Source organism: Comamonas sp. SCN 65-56 (genome assembly GCF_001724135.1).
Taxonomy (GTDB): domain Bacteria; phylum Pseudomonadota; class Gammaproteobacteria; order Burkholderiales; family Burkholderiaceae_C; genus Comamonas_C.
Window position 1 is genome coordinate 181,610 of record NZ_MEDS01000025.1, and the last position, 14,879, is coordinate 196,488.

Annotated in this window: 11 protein-coding genes; 4 read left to right on the forward strand and 7 right to left on the reverse strand. The window is 67.0% G+C overall.

The window, feature by feature from the left end; translation table 11 throughout:
- Positions 1-41: 41 nt before the first annotated feature.
- Positions 42-1,622, reverse strand: coding sequence for a glycerol-3-phosphate dehydrogenase/oxidase (locus ABS45_RS13780; RefSeq protein ID WP_291556304.1), 1,581 nt, complete (start codon positions 1,620-1,622; stop codon positions 42-44).
- A 47-nt stretch (positions 1,623-1,669) separates the two neighbouring features.
- On the opposite strand from ABS45_RS13780, the gene glpK reads away from it, so the two are divergent.
- Together glpK and proC are read left to right on the forward strand one after the other, a co-directional pair.
- Positions 1,670-3,175, forward strand: coding sequence for a glycerol kinase GlpK (gene glpK, locus ABS45_RS13785; protein ID WP_291556305.1), 1,506 nt, complete (start codon positions 1,670-1,672; stop codon positions 3,173-3,175).
- A gap of 62 nt (positions 3,176-3,237) precedes the next feature.
- Positions 3,238-4,074 carry a pyrroline-5-carboxylate reductase gene (proC, locus tag ABS45_RS13790; protein ID WP_291556306.1) on the forward strand — a complete coding sequence of 279 codons (837 nt, stop codon included), beginning with the start codon at positions 3,238-3,240 and terminating at the stop codon, positions 4,072-4,074.
- Here proC and ubiA read toward each other — a convergent pair whose 3' ends face one another.
- The 4 genes from ubiA to recG all read right to left on the reverse strand — a co-directional run bounded on the left by ubiA (position 4,075) and on the right by recG (position 8,808).
- Complete coding sequence (gene ubiA / locus ABS45_RS13795; protein WP_291556307.1) at positions 4,075-4,962, reverse strand: 4-hydroxybenzoate octaprenyltransferase; 888 nt, start codon at positions 4,960-4,962, stop codon at positions 4,075-4,077.
- 64 nt (positions 4,963-5,026) lie between these two features.
- The gene (locus ABS45_RS13800) at positions 5,027-5,533 is read right to left on the reverse strand and encodes a Dps family protein (RefSeq protein WP_291556308.1); all 507 of its coding nucleotides are present in this window, start codon (positions 5,531-5,533) and stop codon (positions 5,027-5,029) included.
- Between the two features lie 146 nt (positions 5,534-5,679).
- The gene (locus ABS45_RS13805) at positions 5,680-6,645 is read right to left on the reverse strand and encodes a LysR substrate-binding domain-containing protein (RefSeq protein ID WP_291556309.1); all 966 of its coding nucleotides are present in this window, start codon (positions 6,643-6,645) and stop codon (positions 5,680-5,682) included.
- 72 nt (positions 6,646-6,717) lie between these two features.
- On the reverse strand, positions 6,718-8,808 hold the full coding sequence (recG, locus tag ABS45_RS13810; RefSeq protein ID WP_291556310.1) for an ATP-dependent DNA helicase RecG: 2,091 nt from the start codon (positions 8,806-8,808) through the stop codon (positions 6,718-6,720).
- Between the two features lie 70 nt (positions 8,809-8,878).
- Here recG and ABS45_RS13815 point away from each other — a divergent pair, with 70 nt between their 5' ends.
- Positions 8,879-10,156: an HD-GYP domain-containing protein gene (locus tag ABS45_RS13815; RefSeq protein ID WP_291556311.1), complete on the forward strand. Its 1,278-nt coding sequence runs from the start codon at positions 8,879-8,881 to the stop codon at positions 10,154-10,156.
- A 38-nt stretch (positions 10,157-10,194) separates the two neighbouring features.
- Positions 10,195-11,310, forward strand: a complete 1,116-nt coding sequence (queA, locus tag ABS45_RS13820) for a tRNA preQ1(34) S-adenosylmethionine ribosyltransferase-isomerase QueA (protein ID WP_291556312.1) — start codon at positions 10,195-10,197, stop codon at positions 11,308-11,310.
- A 14-nt stretch (positions 11,311-11,324) separates the two neighbouring features.
- Here the strand turns inward: queA and ABS45_RS13825 are convergent, their stop codons facing one another.
- Together ABS45_RS13825 and ABS45_RS13830 are read right to left on the reverse strand one after the other, a co-directional pair.
- The gene (locus tag ABS45_RS13825; RefSeq protein WP_291556313.1) at positions 11,325-12,494 is read right to left on the reverse strand and encodes a diguanylate cyclase; all 1,170 of its coding nucleotides are present in this window, start codon (positions 12,492-12,494) and stop codon (positions 11,325-11,327) included.
- A gap of 97 nt (positions 12,495-12,591) precedes the next feature.
- On the reverse strand, positions 12,592-14,856 hold the full coding sequence (locus ABS45_RS13830; RefSeq protein WP_291556314.1) for a diguanylate cyclase: 2,265 nt from the start codon (positions 14,854-14,856) through the stop codon (positions 12,592-12,594).
- Positions 14,857-14,879: the final 23 nt, after the last annotated feature.

Here is a 14,879-nt window from a genome sequence, read left to right on the forward strand (position 1 = left end):
TTCGCATGCGCTCGGCCGACTGCCCCGACACACGCCATTTTCTACGCCGAAAGCGCGTAGCGTGCAAGCAACTGCTCAAAGACCTGCAATTGCGGATCCCGCACCAGCTCTTCACGCAGCACCTGGGCCACGGCGGGGGCGGCGCGCGCGGCCACCGAGGTATCCAGGAAAAGCCAACGCGAGCGCCGCGCAAGCACATCTTCCACCGTGCGCGCGTACTCGAAGCGCGCGGCAAAGCGCACCATGGCCTCGGTGAGGCCGGGGGCCAGCTCACGCGCATTGCCCTGCAATGCCTGCACCGCAGCCGCCTCGGTGCCATACAGGTGCAGGCCGGGGGCATCGCACAGGCGGTGGGGCACCGGTGTGCGGGGCGCACCGACGAGCGGCAGGTCGCGCGTCACGCCGGCGGCGCGGCGCTGCAGCAAGCCACTGCCCATGCATTTTTCCAGCACATCCTCGGCCATCGCGCGGTAAGTCGTCCACTTGCCCCCGGTGACAGTGACCAGGCCACTCTTTTCCACCCAGACATGGTGCTCTCGACTCACGCTGCGCGTTTGCACGCCCACAGCCTGCGGGCGCACCAGCGGGCGCAACCCCGCCCAGCAGCTGCGCACGTCCGCGGGCTGCGGCGCGTGGCGCAGGTACTTGGCGGATTCACGCAGCAAAAAGGCCACCTCCTGCGGCAGCGCACGCGGCTCGATCTCGGCCTGCGGGCGTTCGGTATCGGTCGTGCCCACCAGTACCTTGCCCAGCCAGGGCACGGCAAACAGCACCCGGCCATCGGCCGTTTTGGGCACCAGCAAGGCATGGTCGGCCGGCAGGAATTCGCGATCCAGCACCAGATGCACGCCCTGGCTGGGCACCACCAGCGGGGCGTGCGATGCACCTGTGGAGCGTGCATCCATGGCGCGCACCTCATCCACCCATACGCCGGTGGCGTTGACAGTGGCACGCGCACGAACGGTAAAGGTGCGCCCGCTTTCCGCGTCTTCGCAGGTGAGCGCCTGCACCCGGCCGCCCTCGTGCTGCAAGGCACGCACCGGGCAGTAGTTGATGAGCAGCGCACCCTTGCTCGCGGCCGTGCGCGCCAGCGCAAGGGCCAGGCGCGCGTCGTCAAACTGCCCGTCCCAATACCGGACGCCACCGCGCAAGCCCTCGGCGCGGATGCCTGGAAGCGCCTGCAGCACCGCCATGCGCGAGAGGAACTCGGTACCGCCCAGGCCGGCGCTGCCGGCCAGCAAGTCATAAGCCTTGAGACCCGCGCCATAGAACGGCGCCTCCCACAGGTGGTAGGTGGGCATGACAAAGGCCAGCGGCTGCGCCAGATGCGGTGCGTTGTGCAGCAGCGTGGTGCGTTCGTGCAGCGCCTCGCGCACCAGGTGGATATTGCCCTGCGCCAGGTAGCGCACGCCGCCGTGCGCGAGCTTGGTGGCACGCGAGGAGGTGCCTTTGGCGAAGTCGTGCGCCTCCAGCAGCACGACGGAAAAACCGCGTGCCGCGGCGTCCAGCGCCACACCCAGGCCGGTCGCGCCGCCGCCGATCACCGCCAGATCCCAGGTGCGCGCATCGGCAAGCCGCTCGAGCAACTGCGCCCGATCGGTGCTGATCGGTGCTGCATCCATCCCCTTGCCTGAAAACTGCATCTGCGCTTGCCCTATGCTTGCATGCCATGAGCTATCTGCTGGCCCTGGACCAGGGTACTTCCAGCTCGCGCAGCATTGTGTTTGACCGTGCCGGCCGCATCGTCGCACAGGCGCAGCGGGAGCTGCCGCAAATTTACCCGCAGCCGGGCTGGGTGGAGCACGATGCACGGCGCATCTGGAACGACCAGCGCGCCACGATGCAGGACGCGCTGCGCCAGGCGGGGCTGGCGGCGCAGGACATCGCGGGCATAGGCATCACCAACCAGCGCGAGACCACCGTGCTCTGGCACCGCGCGACCGGCGAGCCGCTGCACCATGCGATCGTCTGGCAGGACCGACGCACCGCCCCGCTGTGCCAGCAGTTGCTCGCACAAGGCCATGCCGAGCGGATTGCGCAGAAAACCGGGTTGGTGATCGACGCCTATTTCTCGGCGACCAAGCTGCGCTGGCTGCTGGACCACATCCCCGGCGCTCGCGCCCTGGCCGCACGCGGCGAGCTCGCCTTTGGCACGGTGGACAGCTGGCTCATCTGGAACCTGACCGCCGGCAGGTGCCACGCCACGGACGTGAGCAACGCCAGCCGCACGATGCTCTTCAACGTGCACACCAACCAGTGGGACGAGGAGTTGCTGGCGCTGTTCGACATTCCCCGCAGCCTGCTGCCCGAGGTGCTGCCTTCCAGCGGCGATTTTGGTCAATGCGATGCTGCGCTGCTGGGAGGCCCCATCGCCATCGGCGGCGTCGCCGGTGACCAGCAGGCGGCGCTGTTCGGCCAGGGCTGCTTCTCGGCGGGCATGGCCAAGAACACCTACGGCACCGGCTGCTTCATGCTGATGCACACCGGCGAGCGTTTTCAGCCGTCCGGCAACGGCCTGATCACCACCGCCGCGGCGCAGCCGGGAACCCGGCCGCAGTACGCGCTCGAAGGCAGCGTGTTCGTCGGCGGCGCGGTGGTGCAGTGGCTGCGCGACGGCCTGCACGCCATCAAGGCGAGCAGCGAAGTGCAGCAACTCGCCGAAAGCGTGCCCGACGCCGGTGGCGTGATGTTCGTGCCGGCCTTCACCGGCCTGGGCGCGCCGTATTGGTCGCCCGACGCGCGCGGCACCATCACCGGCCTGACGCGTGGCAGCACGCTGGCGCATATTGCGCGCGCAGCGCTCGAATCCATCGCCTACCAGAGCGCTGCCCTGCTGGCCGCCATGGGGCGCGACGCGGCCGCCGCAGGCAGCGCCCCGGTGCATGAGCTGCGCGTCGATGGCGGCGCCTGCGTGAACGACTTGCTGATGCAGTTCCAGGCCGATCTGCTCGGCATTCCGGTGCTGCGCCCCGCGTGCGTGGAGACCACCGCCTGGGGCGCCGCCTGCCTTGCGGGGCTGGCAACCGGCATTTACCAGGGCACCGACGAGATCAGCGCACAGTGGCGCGTCGAGCGCCGTTTTGAACCCACTCTGCCACGCACGCAGGCCCAGGACCTCATGGCGCGCTGGGAGCATGCGGTCGCTCAGGCGGTACTCAAGTCGGCAATTTCATGAACCAAATCAGGCTTTAGCGCACGCCAGACAGACGCGGACAGCTATCATTTCAAGGAAAAACCATGACCACAGGCACCCACAGCCCTTTGATCGCCTTCATCGGCGGCGGCAACATGGCCGGCGCCCTGCTCGGCGGGTTGGTGCAGCAGGGCGTGAGCCCGGAGCAACTCACCGTCATCGAACCCTTCGACGCTGCGCGCACCGCGCTGCAAACGCGCTTTGGCATCCGCGCGCTGACCGATGCGGTCGCAGCTGCGCCCACGCTGGCGCATGCCGACCTGGTGATCTGGGCCGTCAAGCCGCAAGTGTTTCGTGAAGCTGCCGAGCCGGTGGCGCCGCATGTGCGCTCCGCGCTGCACCTGAGCGTGGCGGCTGGCATCGCCACCGACAGCATCGCGCGCTGGCTGGGCACGGGGCGCATCGTGCGCGCCATGCCCAACATGCCGGCGCTGATCGGCCAAGGCATCAGCGGTTTGTTTGCGCGCGCCGAAGTCAGCAGCACCGACCAGGCGCAGGTCGAGCGCGTGATGGGCACCACGGGCGAGTTTCTGTGGTTGGCGGACGAAGCCCGGCTCGATGCCGTCACCGCGCTCTCGGGCTCGGGCCCGGCCTATGTGTTCTTCTTTCTCGAAGCCATGACCCAGGCCGGTCAGGAGATGGGGCTGAGCGCCGAGCAATCGCAGCGCCTGACGCTGGCGACCTTTCGCGGTGCAACCGAGCTGGCCCTGCGCTCCGATGAGCCGCCGGCCACGCTGCGCCAGCGCGTGACGAGCAAGGGCGGCACCACGCACGCCGCCATCACGTCGATGCAGCAGGCGCACGTACCTGAGCACTTCATCGCCGCCATGAAGGCCGCCGAGCAACGGGCGCGCGAGCTGGCGGCGGAGTTCGGCGCCTGATCAGCGCAGCGCGAGCGAAAGCGCGATCCCGGCAAACACCGTCGCGCCAAGCCAGTGGTTCTGGCTGAAGGCGACAAAGCAGCCTTCGCGCGTGCGCTCCCTGATCAGCGTGTAATGCCACAGCGCCTGCGCCGCAGCCGCCGCAAACGCTATGTAAAGAAGAGCTGAAGGCGCTTGGCTGGCGGCGAAAAACAGCCAAATTGCCAGATAGCACAGGTAAAACAGCATGACACCCGCCACATCCCAACGCCCCAGCGTGATGGCCGAGGTTTTCATGCCGATCTTCAAATCATCGTCGCGGTCCACCATCGCGTATTCGGTATCGTAGGCCAGCACCCAGAACAGATTGCCCGCCAGCAGCAGCCAGCCCTGCAGCGGCACCCGCCCCTGCACCGCCGCAAACGCCATCGGAATGCCAAAGCTGAACGCCACGCCCAGCACCGCCTGCGGCATGGAGACATGGCGTTTGGCATAGGGGTAGGCAATGGCAATCGCCAGCGCCGGAAACGACAGCGCAATCGCCGTGGCGTTGGTCGTGAGCACCAGCAAAAAGGCAATGAAGGCCAGCGCCGCGCCGACACCGAGCGCCTCGCGCACGCCGAGCTCACCCGTGGTCACCGGGCGTCGCGCGGTGCGCTTCACATGCCGGTCAAACTCGCGGTCAGCCACATCGTTGACGCAGCAGCCCGCCGAGCGCATGAGGATGGTGCCGGCAACAAACACCCCCAGCAGATGCCAGCCCGGAAAGCCGTCGGCCGCGAGCCACAGCGCCGAGAGCGTGGGCCAGAGCAGTACCAGCCAGCCGGCCGGCCGGTTGAAGCGGATGAGATCCAGATAAAGCGCAAGCCGGGTGCGCCGCGGCGGGGCTGCAAGAGTGGAATCCGTCATGCGCCGATTGTCGCGCCATTAAAATGCCCGCTGGTAGCGGGCAGGTGCGGCAGGAGCAGGAACGTCAGTCTTCGAGCAGCGAGCGCAGCATCCACGCGGTCTGCTCGTGCACCGTGAGGCGCTGGGTCAGCAAATCGGCGGTGGGCTCATCGCCCGCCTTTTGCACCGCCGCAAACAATCCGCGCGCGGTACGCGCCACGGCTTCGTGGCCCTGCACCAGGATGCGCACCATCTCCAGCGCCTTGGGCGGCTCGGCCGGGGCGTCCGCCACGCTGGCGAGCTTGCCGTAGGCCGCGTAAGAGCCCGGCGCCACGTGGCCGAGCGAGCGGATGCGCTCGGCAATCGGATCCACGGCATTCCACAGCTCGGTGTACTGCGCCATGAACATGGTGTGCAGCGTATTGAACATCGGCCCCGTCACGTTCCAGTGGAAGTTGTGCGTGGTGAGGTAGAGCGTGTAGGTATCGGCCAGCAGGCGCGAGAGCCCCTGGGCGACGGCAGCGCGGTCTTTCTCGCTGATGCCGATGTTGATGGCGATGCCGCTGGATGCGGCTTTGCTGGTCTTGGCCATGGCAATTCCTTTCTGTTGGGCAGCCCCGCATTGTGCGGAGACCATTGCAAAACTATAGCTGCCAGCGCTTGTTTTGTCTGCGTTTTGGCGATGAATTGCGCCAATGCCGGAGATAGCCTGCGACAATGCAAGCGAGCGCCCGGGTACTACCCGCCCAGCATCTGCACCCCTTGCAGATCGCAGGCATGCACCGCATTGCGCAGCGCGGCGATGGCCTCGTAGCGCGTGAAGCTGCGCCGCCAGGCCAGCACCACGCGCCGGCTCGGCGGCGCCGCGCCGTTGTCTTCGACGATGGGCAGATAGCGGATGAAGGGCTCATCCGAGCGGCGCCGGCGCACCACGGAAAGCGCATCATCAGGCACCGCCAGGCGCGGCACCAGGGTCACGCCCATGCCGGCCGAGACCATGTGCTTGATGGTCTCCAGCGACGAGCCCTCGAACGTGCGGCGTATGCCTTCGGCGTTGGTCGCATAGCGCGCAAACTCCGGGCAGACTTCGAGCACATGGTCGCGAAAGCAATGGCCGGTGCCCAGCAGCAGCATGGTCTCGTTCTTGAGCTCCAGCGCCGAGACCGACTCCCGCTCGGCCAGTGGATGACTGGACGGCACGGCGGCCAGGAACGGTTCGTCGTACAGCGGCGCAATCGCCAGCCCGGCATCGGGAAACGGCTCGGCAAGAATGGCGCAGTCAATCTCGCCGGTGCGCAGCATCTCCAGCAGCTTGACGGTGAAGTTCTCCTGCAGCATCAGGGGCATCTGCGGGGTGCGCTTGAGCGATTGGCGCACCAGCTCGGGCAGCAGGTAGGGGCCGACGGTGTAGATGATGCCGAGCGTGAGCGCGCCGGCCAGCGGGTCCTTGCCGCGCTTGGCGATCTCGCGAATCGATGCGGCCTGCTCCAGCACGCTTTGCGCCTGGCGCACGATCTCCTCGCCCAGCGTGGTCAGCGTCACATCGGCGGCGCTGCGCTCGAAAATCTTGACTTCCAGCTCTTCCTCGAGCTTCTTCACCGCCACCGACAGTGTGGGCTGCGCCACGAAGCAGGCCTCGGCCGCGCGGCCGAAATGGCGTTCGCGCGCCACGGCAACGATGTACTTGAGTTCGGTCAGGGTCATGCCTTATCTTGCCTCAAATTGCGCCGCTTGCACATGCTTCTTCCCTGGCTCGGCATCGAGGATTGATATTCCTCAGGCCTTGAGGAATTCCGCCCGCCCGCCGAGCCAGCGCTCGATGTGCGCCTGCGCCAGCTCGGGGTGACGTGCCAGCATCTGCGGCGCCACCGCGCGTGCCCAATCGAGCAAGGCGCCGTCCTGCGCCAGATCGGCAAAGCGCAGCATGGCGTCTCCGGACTGGCGCGCGCCCAGGAACTCACCCGGGCCGCGGATCTCCAGATCACGACGCGCGATCTCGAAGCCGTCGTGCGTTTGCAGCATCGCCTTGAGGCGCTCGCGCGCCGCCTGCGCCAGATGCCCGCTTTCGCCCGTGGCGTACAACAGCACGCAAGCCGAGGCCGCTGCGCCGCGCCCCACGCGCCCGCGCAGCTGGTGCAATTGCGAGAGGCCAAAGCGCTCCGCATGCTCGATCACCATCAGGCTGGCATTGGGCACGTCCACGCCCACCTCGATCACCGTGGTGCTCACCAGCACGGCCGTCTGGCCCGCCTTGAAGGCCGCCATCACCGCCTGCTTCTCGCCCGCCGCCATGCGCGAATGCAGGAGACCGACGGCCACGCCCGGCAGCGCCTCGGCCAGCTCGGCGTGGGTGGCGGTGGCATTGCTCAGGTCCAGCGCCTCGCTTTCCTCGATCAGCGGACAGACCCAGTAGGCCTGCCGGCCTGCCATCACCTGCTGCGCCAGGCGCGCAATGACTTCATCGCGCCGGCTGTCGGCAATCAAACGCGTGAGCACGGGCGTACGGCCGGGCGGCAGTTCATCGAGCGTGGAGACATCTAGGTCGGCGTAATAGCTCATCGCCAGCGTGCGCGGAATCGGCGTGGCGGTCATCATCAGGAGGTGCGGCTCCATCGCTGCATCGGCCGTCTTCTGGCGCAGCGCCAGGCGCTGGGCGACGCCAAAGCGATGCTGCTCATCGATCACCGCCAGGCCCAGGCGCGCAAACTGCACCTGCTGCTGGATCACCGCATGCGTGCCCACCACCAGCGCCGCCGCGCCCTGCGCAATCGACTCCAGCGCCGCCGCGCGCTCCTTCTTCTTCTGCCCGCCGACCAGCCAGGCAACGCATTGCCCGCGCGCCTGCAGCAGCGGCTGCAACCACTGCACCAGCTTGGCAAAGTGCTGGCTGGCCAGGATCTCGGTGGGCGCCATCAGCGCGCATTGCCAGCCCGCATCCATCGCGCGCGCTGCGGCCAGCGCCGCCACCACGGTCTTGCCCGCGCCCACGTCACCCTGCAGCAGGCGGTGCATGGGCTGGGGGTGCGCCAGGTCCTGCGCAATCTCCGCGCCCACGCGCTGCTGTGCGGCGGTGAGTGCAAACGGCAGCGCTGCCATCAGCCCCGCGTGCAGGCTGTTGGCGCCGTCGCCGGGCGCCAGTACCGGAGCCCGCAACCGGGCGCGCTCGGCGCGCGACTGGTATTGCGAGAGCTGCTGCGCCAGCAGCTCCTCCGCCTTCAGGCGCTGCCAGGCGGGGTGGCTGTGGTCCTGCAACGTGGCCAGCGCCACATCGGGCGCCGGATGGTGCAAAAACAGAAGTGCTTCGCGCAGGCCCCATATGCGCAAACGGCCGTTTTGATCATCAATCGCAAGCGGCGGCGTCGGCAAATCGGGCGCCAGCGTTTCATCCAGCCGCACACGCGTGAGTGCCATCGCCACCGCGCGGCGCAGATAGGGCTGCGGCAGTTGTGCCGTGCTCGGGTACACCGGCGTGAGTGCCGTTGGCAACGGCCCCTCGGCCTTGCGAAACGCCGGGTGCAGCATCTGCCGCCCCCAGAAGCCGCCGCGCAGCTCGCCACGGGCTCGCAGCCGCTCGCCCACGACCATGCTTTTCTGCTGCGAGGGGTAGAAGCTGAAAAACCGCAACTCGCAACGCCCGGTGCCATCGTCCAGCACCACCACGAGCTGGCGGCGCGGGTGCAGCTGCACGCTGCAATCAACCACCACGCCCTCGATCTGCGCCACCTCGCCTTCGCGGGCGTTCTTGATCGGCGTGATGCGTGTCTCGTCCTCATAGCGCAGCGGCAGGTGCAGCGCCAGGTCGATGTCGCGCACCAAGCCAAGCTTGGCCAGCGCGCGCTGCGCCGGGCTCTGGTTCGGTTTTGTCAATTTATGTGAAACAGCTGGTAACTTGTCCACGCAAAGAGGCTACCATGCGCTTGCCCGCTGCCACACCCTCATGCTCAAGCGCATAGATATCAGCCACCTCTCGCAAGGCATGTTCATCCACGAGTTCTGTGGCTCGTGGATGGAACATCCGTTCTGGCGCACGCGCTTTCTGCTCAAGAGCGATCAGGACCTGCGGCGCATTCAGGACAGCTCCATCCAGGAAGTGTGGATAGACACCGACAAAGGCCTGGACGTGGCCCTGGATGCGCCAGCGATCACGCGCAGCCAGGCAGACGAGGCCATCGACAGCACCTTCGCCAGCATCGATACCGGGCCCGCCGAGCTGACCGCCATGCCATCCGCGCCGCGCCGCGCGGACCTTGGCCCCGCGACGATGACCGAGGAATTGCAGCGCGCCAGCACCATCTGCAGTACGGCCAAAACCGCCGTGATGTCCATGTTCCAGGAGGCGCGCATGGGCCAGGCGGTCGATGCGCGCAACGCCTCTGCACTGGTCGAGGAGATCTCCGGCTCGCTCACGCGCAACCCCGGCGCGCTCATCAGCCTGGCGCGGCTCAAGACGGCCAACGAATACACCTACCTGCATTCGGTGGCGGTATCGGCGCTGATGGTTGCGCTGGCGCGCCAGCTCGGGCTGGACGAGACCACGGTGCAGCAAGCCGGCATGGCAGGCCTGTTGCATGACCTGGGCAAGGCCGGGATCGCCGATGCCATCCTCAACAAGCCGGGCGCGCTGACCGACGAGGAATTCGACACCATGCGCAGCCACCCCGCGCTCGGCCACGAGATGCTGCGCACTTCCGGCCTGGCGCCGCAGGTGCTCGACGCCTGCCTGCACCACCACGAGAAGATCGACGGCACCGGCTATCCGCACCGCCTGACGGGCGGCGACATCCACCTGCTCGCTCGCATGAACGCGATTTGCGACGTCTACGACGCCATCACCTCCAACCGCCCCTACAAGGCCGGTTGGGACCCTTCGGAATCGCTGCGGCGCATGGCCGAATGGACCAAGGGGCACTTTGACAGCCGCCTCTTCCAGGCCTTCGTCAAATGCATAGGCATTTACCCCACGGGGTCGCTGGTGCGGCTGAGCTCGGGACATCTGGCGATCGTGCTCGAACAATCGCCGGGCACCTTGCTCGCGCCCCGCGTCAGGGCGTTTTTCTCGCTCTCCTGCGGCCTGCGGATTTCGCCTGAAACACTGGATCTGTCCGATCCTGGCTGTGGCGAAAAAATCATCGGGCGCGAAGACCCGGCGCAATGGAATTTCCCTGACCTGCACCGGCTCTGGAGCGAGACCGACGGCGCGACAATCGCACGCTGACCCTCTGTTGCAGTGGCGCACACTCCAGCGCCCATCCCATGCCTGACAAGACCCCCCATACCTTCACGCTCAGTGACTTCGACTTTGACCTGCCGCCCGAACTGATCGCCCAGCACCCGGCGCCCCAGCGCAGCGCCTCGCGCCTGCTCGACGGCCGCAGCTGGCCACCCGCGGACCGGATCTTCCGCAGCCTGCCCGAGCTGCTCGCACCCGGCGATCTGATGGTGTTCAACGACACCCGCGTACTCAAGGCGCGGCTGTTTGGCCACAAGGCCAGCGGCGGCCATGTGGAGCTATTGATCGAGCGCGTGCTGCAAGAGGGCGAAGTCATCGCCCACATGAAGGTGAGCAAGAAGCCGGCCCCCGGCGCCGTGCTGCACTTTGCGGGCGGCAGGCAGCAGGGCGGCTTTGACGCGCAGCTGCTCGGGCGCTGGCCCGACGCGCAGGGCGCGCTGTTTCGCCTGCGGCTCACGGGAGCGGCGGACGAATCGCCCTGGGAGCTGATGCAGCGCCACGGCCACCTGCCGCTGCCGCCCTACATAGAACGCCACCAAGACGGCGGGCACGACCCCGACGAAGTCGAAGACAACGAGCGCTACCAGACCATCTTCGCGCGCCAGCCCGGCGCGGTGGCCGCGCCGACAGCGGCGCTGCATTTCGACGCCGGGGTGATGACAGCGCTCGCCGCGCGCGGCGTGCAGACCGCGCACGTCACGCTGCATGTGGGCTCAGGCACCTTCCAGCCGGTCAAGACCGAAACCATTGCCGAGCACCACATGCACAGCGAGTGGTACCAGGTGCCGACCGCGACCCTGGACGCCATCGCAGCCTGCCGCGCGCGCGGCGGGCGCGTGCTGGCCATAGGCACCACCACGGTGCGCACGCTCGAATCCTTGGCGCTGACCGGCCGCACCGAAGGCGAGACGGACATCTTCATCACACCCGGCTTCGACTTCAAGGTCGTGGACCTGCTCATCACCAATTTCCATTTGCCCAAAAGCACGCTGATGATGCTGGTGAGCGCCTTTGCCGGTTATGCACACACCATGCAGCTCTACCGCCACGCCATCGCCGAGCGCTACCGTTTCTTCAGCTATGGCGACGCCACGCTGCTGGCTCGCACAAGCGCGCAAGCTCACAAAACAGGAGCTTGACACGTTTATCAGGACTACGCTACAGCCTGAAATCTCACTGCTTTTTCTGCCAGGACGCTGCGATCACGCCCCTCACCCTTGGCGCGGTACAGCGCTTCATCGGCGCAGGCAATCAACCCCGCGGCGCCAGAGCCGCCGCGGCTGGGATCGGCTGGTGCGGGTACCCGGCTGCACACGCCGATGCTGACGGTGACATACGGCGCCACCGGCGAATCTGCATGGTTGAGCTGCAAGGCACGCACCGCTTGCAGTACGCGTTCGGCCACGGCGACGCTGCCTTCACGGTCGGTATCGGGCAGGATCACCGCCAGCTCTTCACCGCCGTAACGTGCCAGCAGGTCGGTGTCGCGCTTGAGCACGCTGGCCACGGCGCGCACCACAATTTGCAGGCAGATGTCACCCTGGCGATGGCCATACCAGTCGTTGTAGCGCTTGAAGTGGTCCAGGTCGATCATCAACAGACCCACATGCCGCTCCTGGCGCCAGGCCAGGCTGCAGGCCTGCTCGATGCGTTCATCGAAATGCGCGCGGTTGGCAATGCCCAGCAGCCCATCGGTGCGCACCATGGCGCGCAGCGCCTGGTTGGCTTCCTCCAGCGCACGCGTGCGCTCGGCCACGCGCTCTTCCAGCTGCTGGTTGATCAAGACCAGCTGACGGTTCTGGTTGGCCAGGGCGTTGTACAGGCGGCCCACCAGCTCGATCAGCACCCCGGTGCCGGCGTCACGCGGTTCACCCTCGTCCTCGAATGCCTGAGCGGGCGTGCTGCCCCGCTCGATGGCATGCACCTGGCGCGCCAGCGATTGGTCCGAGCCCAGGATATGCAGCGCCATCCACGAGGCGAGGAATTCCGTCAGCGTGACCCGCAGATCCGGCAGGCTGGCGCGCTGGCTCCATAGCATCTGCAAATGCTCGAGAAACTGTGCATGCGCCGCCAGATGGCTGGTGACGTAACGCGAGTCCACCCCCATGCGGCGCATCAGCGCCTCTTCTTCGGCAAAGTGCGATTCGACGTAACGCAGCATGCGGCCAAAGGCATCGACCAGCGGCCCTTCGTCCTGCACGCCGTGCACGAACAGCGTCAGCCCCAGCTCATTGAAGAGGTTGATGAGTTCCCGGTGCTGTCCGTCCACCTCGGGCAGGCCGGTGGCAAAGCTTTCGTCCCAGACAAAGGCAGTTCTCGTCATGACCCTTCACCACTTGGCAAGTCGCAGTGGGTCGCAAGCATACGCCCAACACCGGGCGCCAAATGTCAGGCATAACCCTTGCTGCAGCGGCCAAAGGTCATGCGCCATCCAGTGCCACGCGGTTGCGCCCTTCGCTCTTGGCACGATAGAGGCTGGCATCGGCCCGCGCCAACAAATCGGCGGGCTTGCCGTCTTCCCGGGGAACACCGCTGGCCGCACCAATGCTGACGGTCACCACGCCTGCCACCGGCGAGCTGGCGTGCGGCAGCTGCAGCGCCTGCACCGCCGTGCGCAGGCTTTCCGCGACGGACAGTGCTCCGGCGGCATCGACCTCCGGGAGCAGACAGACGAACTCTTCTCCACCATAGCGCGCTACGAGGTCGTGAGCGCGCCCCAGCACCGTTCTGAGTGCCCCCGCCACGGCCTGCAGGCAGCCATCGCCCTGCTGATGGCCATACTGGTCGTTGTAGTGCTTGAAATGATCGATGTCGATCATCAAGAGCGACAGTGGCTGCCCGCTGCGTTCGCAGCGGCGCCACTCGATTTGTAGCTGCTCATCGAAGTGCCTGCGGTTGGCCACACCCGTCAATCCATCCACGTAGGCCAGCTCGCGCAACTGGCGCTCGGTCGCTTCCAGCCGCAGTTGCTGCTGCTTGGCCTCGGTGACATCGTAGGCATAGCCATACCACTGCACGGCGTCATCATGGATCCGCTCGGGCTGCGCAATGGCATGGATCCAGCGCTCGCCACGCTCGGGCAGCCGCACGCGAAATTCCTGCTCCCACAGGGAGAGGTCGCGCGCCGAAACCACCGTGCTCGCGAGCCACTCAGGCAGATCTTCAGGATGGATGCGCGCCTGCAGGCGCCCCGCATCCTCGTACAGCTCTTGCGGGGAGAGGCCATAGACCGATTTCACGCCGGCACTCACATAAGGGAAACGCTTGCTGCCATCGCGATGGAGCTGGATCTGGAACAGGGCGCCCGGCACGTTGCGCAGCAGCCGGTCCAGCCGCTCGCGCACCTGGCGCTGCTCGGTCACATCGTGGATATAGCCATGCCAAAGCACGCCGCCTGCTTCGACGCGCTGCGGACGCGCAATGCCATGCACCCAACGCAAGCCTCGGTCGGGCAGCAAGACGCGGTATTCATCCTCCCAGACACCCAGCGTTCGCGCCGATTCCTGGATGCCCTGCAGCACCCTGTCCAGATCCCGCGGGTGCAAGCGGGCCAGCACCGCCGATGCATCCTCGCGCACGGCCTCGGGCGCAAGCCCGTAAATCTCGCGCACCCCCTCGGTGGAATAGGGAAACCGGCTGCTGCCATCGGCGTCCAGGCGGTACTGGTAAATCATGCCGGGCACGTTCTCCGGCAGCCGCTCCAGCATCTGGTGCAGACGCTCGGCCTCGGCCTGCACCTGGGCGCGCTGACGCTCCGCCAGCTGGCTGCGCCGGCCCGCCGACAGCATGCCGCCACCGGCCACCAGCAGCGTCAGCAGGTAGGCGCCAAGCACCACCACCAACTCCCGGCGCCACGGCGCAAACATGGCTTGCCAATCACGCCCGACCGCCAGCACAAGCGGGCGATCCAGCGGCAGCGCATCGCCGGGGCCCAGCGTGCTCAGCGTGCTCAGTGCCACCAGTCGCTGCTTGCCGCCCGGGCGCATCGTGCCCAGCTGCACGCTGCTGGCTTTCCCGCTCTCCTGGTGCTGCGCGAATGCGGTCCCCGCAGTGCCCATCTGCGACTCATCCGTCCCGACGGGTACCGCCAGAACACGGTTGCCATCGCCATGAATGAGGCTTGCGATCATGTCGTGCGCATAACGCACGGCTTCAAAACTGGCGCGCAGCTCGTCCACTTCAATCGAGGCAGCAACGGCCCCACCATAGGCGCCGTGCGCATCGCGCAGCGCACGCGAGAGAATGACCGTGGGTCGTCCCAGCGCGCCCACGATGGGTGTGCTGACGAGCAAAAAATCCGAAGAAGAGGAGCGGCGGCGCACGGCATCATCGCGCGTAGCGGAGCGCAGGCCCACCAGTTGCGAGCGACTGGAGGCAATCACTATTCCGTCGGCGTCCAGCACGCTCACCGAACGTACACCGCCAACGGCAGCCTCCAGGGTCTGCAGCTGCCATTGCAGCTCCTGCGCTCCGTCGGTGCGCTGCTGCCAGTCGGGCAAGCGTTCCATCAGCTTGCCCAGGCCCAGGTAGATCATGCGAATGTCCACCTGCATCTGCTGACGCAGCACCTGCGCCTGCTGCTCCAGCACGTCACGCTCGCGCGCCTCGATCTGGCGGTGCGTCTGCCACAACATCAGCACCAGCAACACTCCCAGCATGAGCCAAGCCAGCAGCAGCCAGGACATTTCTCCGTGGCGCTGGCGTTGGG

What these genes read in the sequence shown, in the direction of transcription:
- ABS45_RS13780 (WP_291556304.1), bottom strand. Translation starts at nt 1,622, where the DNA reads ATGGATGCAGCACCGATCAGCACCGATCGGGCGCAGTTGCTCGAGCGG.
- glpK (WP_291556305.1), top strand. Translation starts at nt 1,670, where the DNA reads ATGAGCTATCTGCTGGCCCTGGACCAGGGTACTTCCAGCTCGCGCAGC.
- proC (WP_291556306.1), top strand. Translation starts at nt 3,238, where the DNA reads ATGACCACAGGCACCCACAGCCCTTTGATCGCCTTCATCGGCGGCGGC.
- ubiA (WP_291556307.1), bottom strand. Translation starts at nt 4,962, where the DNA reads ATGACGGATTCCACTCTTGCAGCCCCGCCGCGGCGCACCCGGCTTGCG.
- ABS45_RS13800 (WP_291556308.1), bottom strand. Translation starts at nt 5,533, where the DNA reads ATGGCCAAGACCAGCAAAGCCGCATCCAGCGGCATCGCCATCAACATC.
- ABS45_RS13805 (WP_291556309.1), bottom strand. Translation starts at nt 6,645, where the DNA reads ATGACCCTGACCGAACTCAAGTACATCGTTGCCGTGGCGCGCGAACGC.
- ABS45_RS13815 (WP_291556311.1), top strand. Translation starts at nt 8,879, where the DNA reads ATGCTCAAGCGCATAGATATCAGCCACCTCTCGCAAGGCATGTTCATC.
- queA (WP_291556312.1), top strand. Translation starts at nt 10,195, where the DNA reads ATGCCTGACAAGACCCCCCATACCTTCACGCTCAGTGACTTCGACTTT.
- ABS45_RS13825 (WP_291556313.1), bottom strand. Translation starts at nt 12,494, where the DNA reads ATGACGAGAACTGCCTTTGTCTGGGACGAAAGCTTTGCCACCGGCCTG.
- ABS45_RS13830 (WP_291556314.1), bottom strand. Translation starts at nt 14,856, where the DNA reads ATGTCCTGGCTGCTGCTGGCTTGGCTCATGCTGGGAGTGTTGCTGGTG.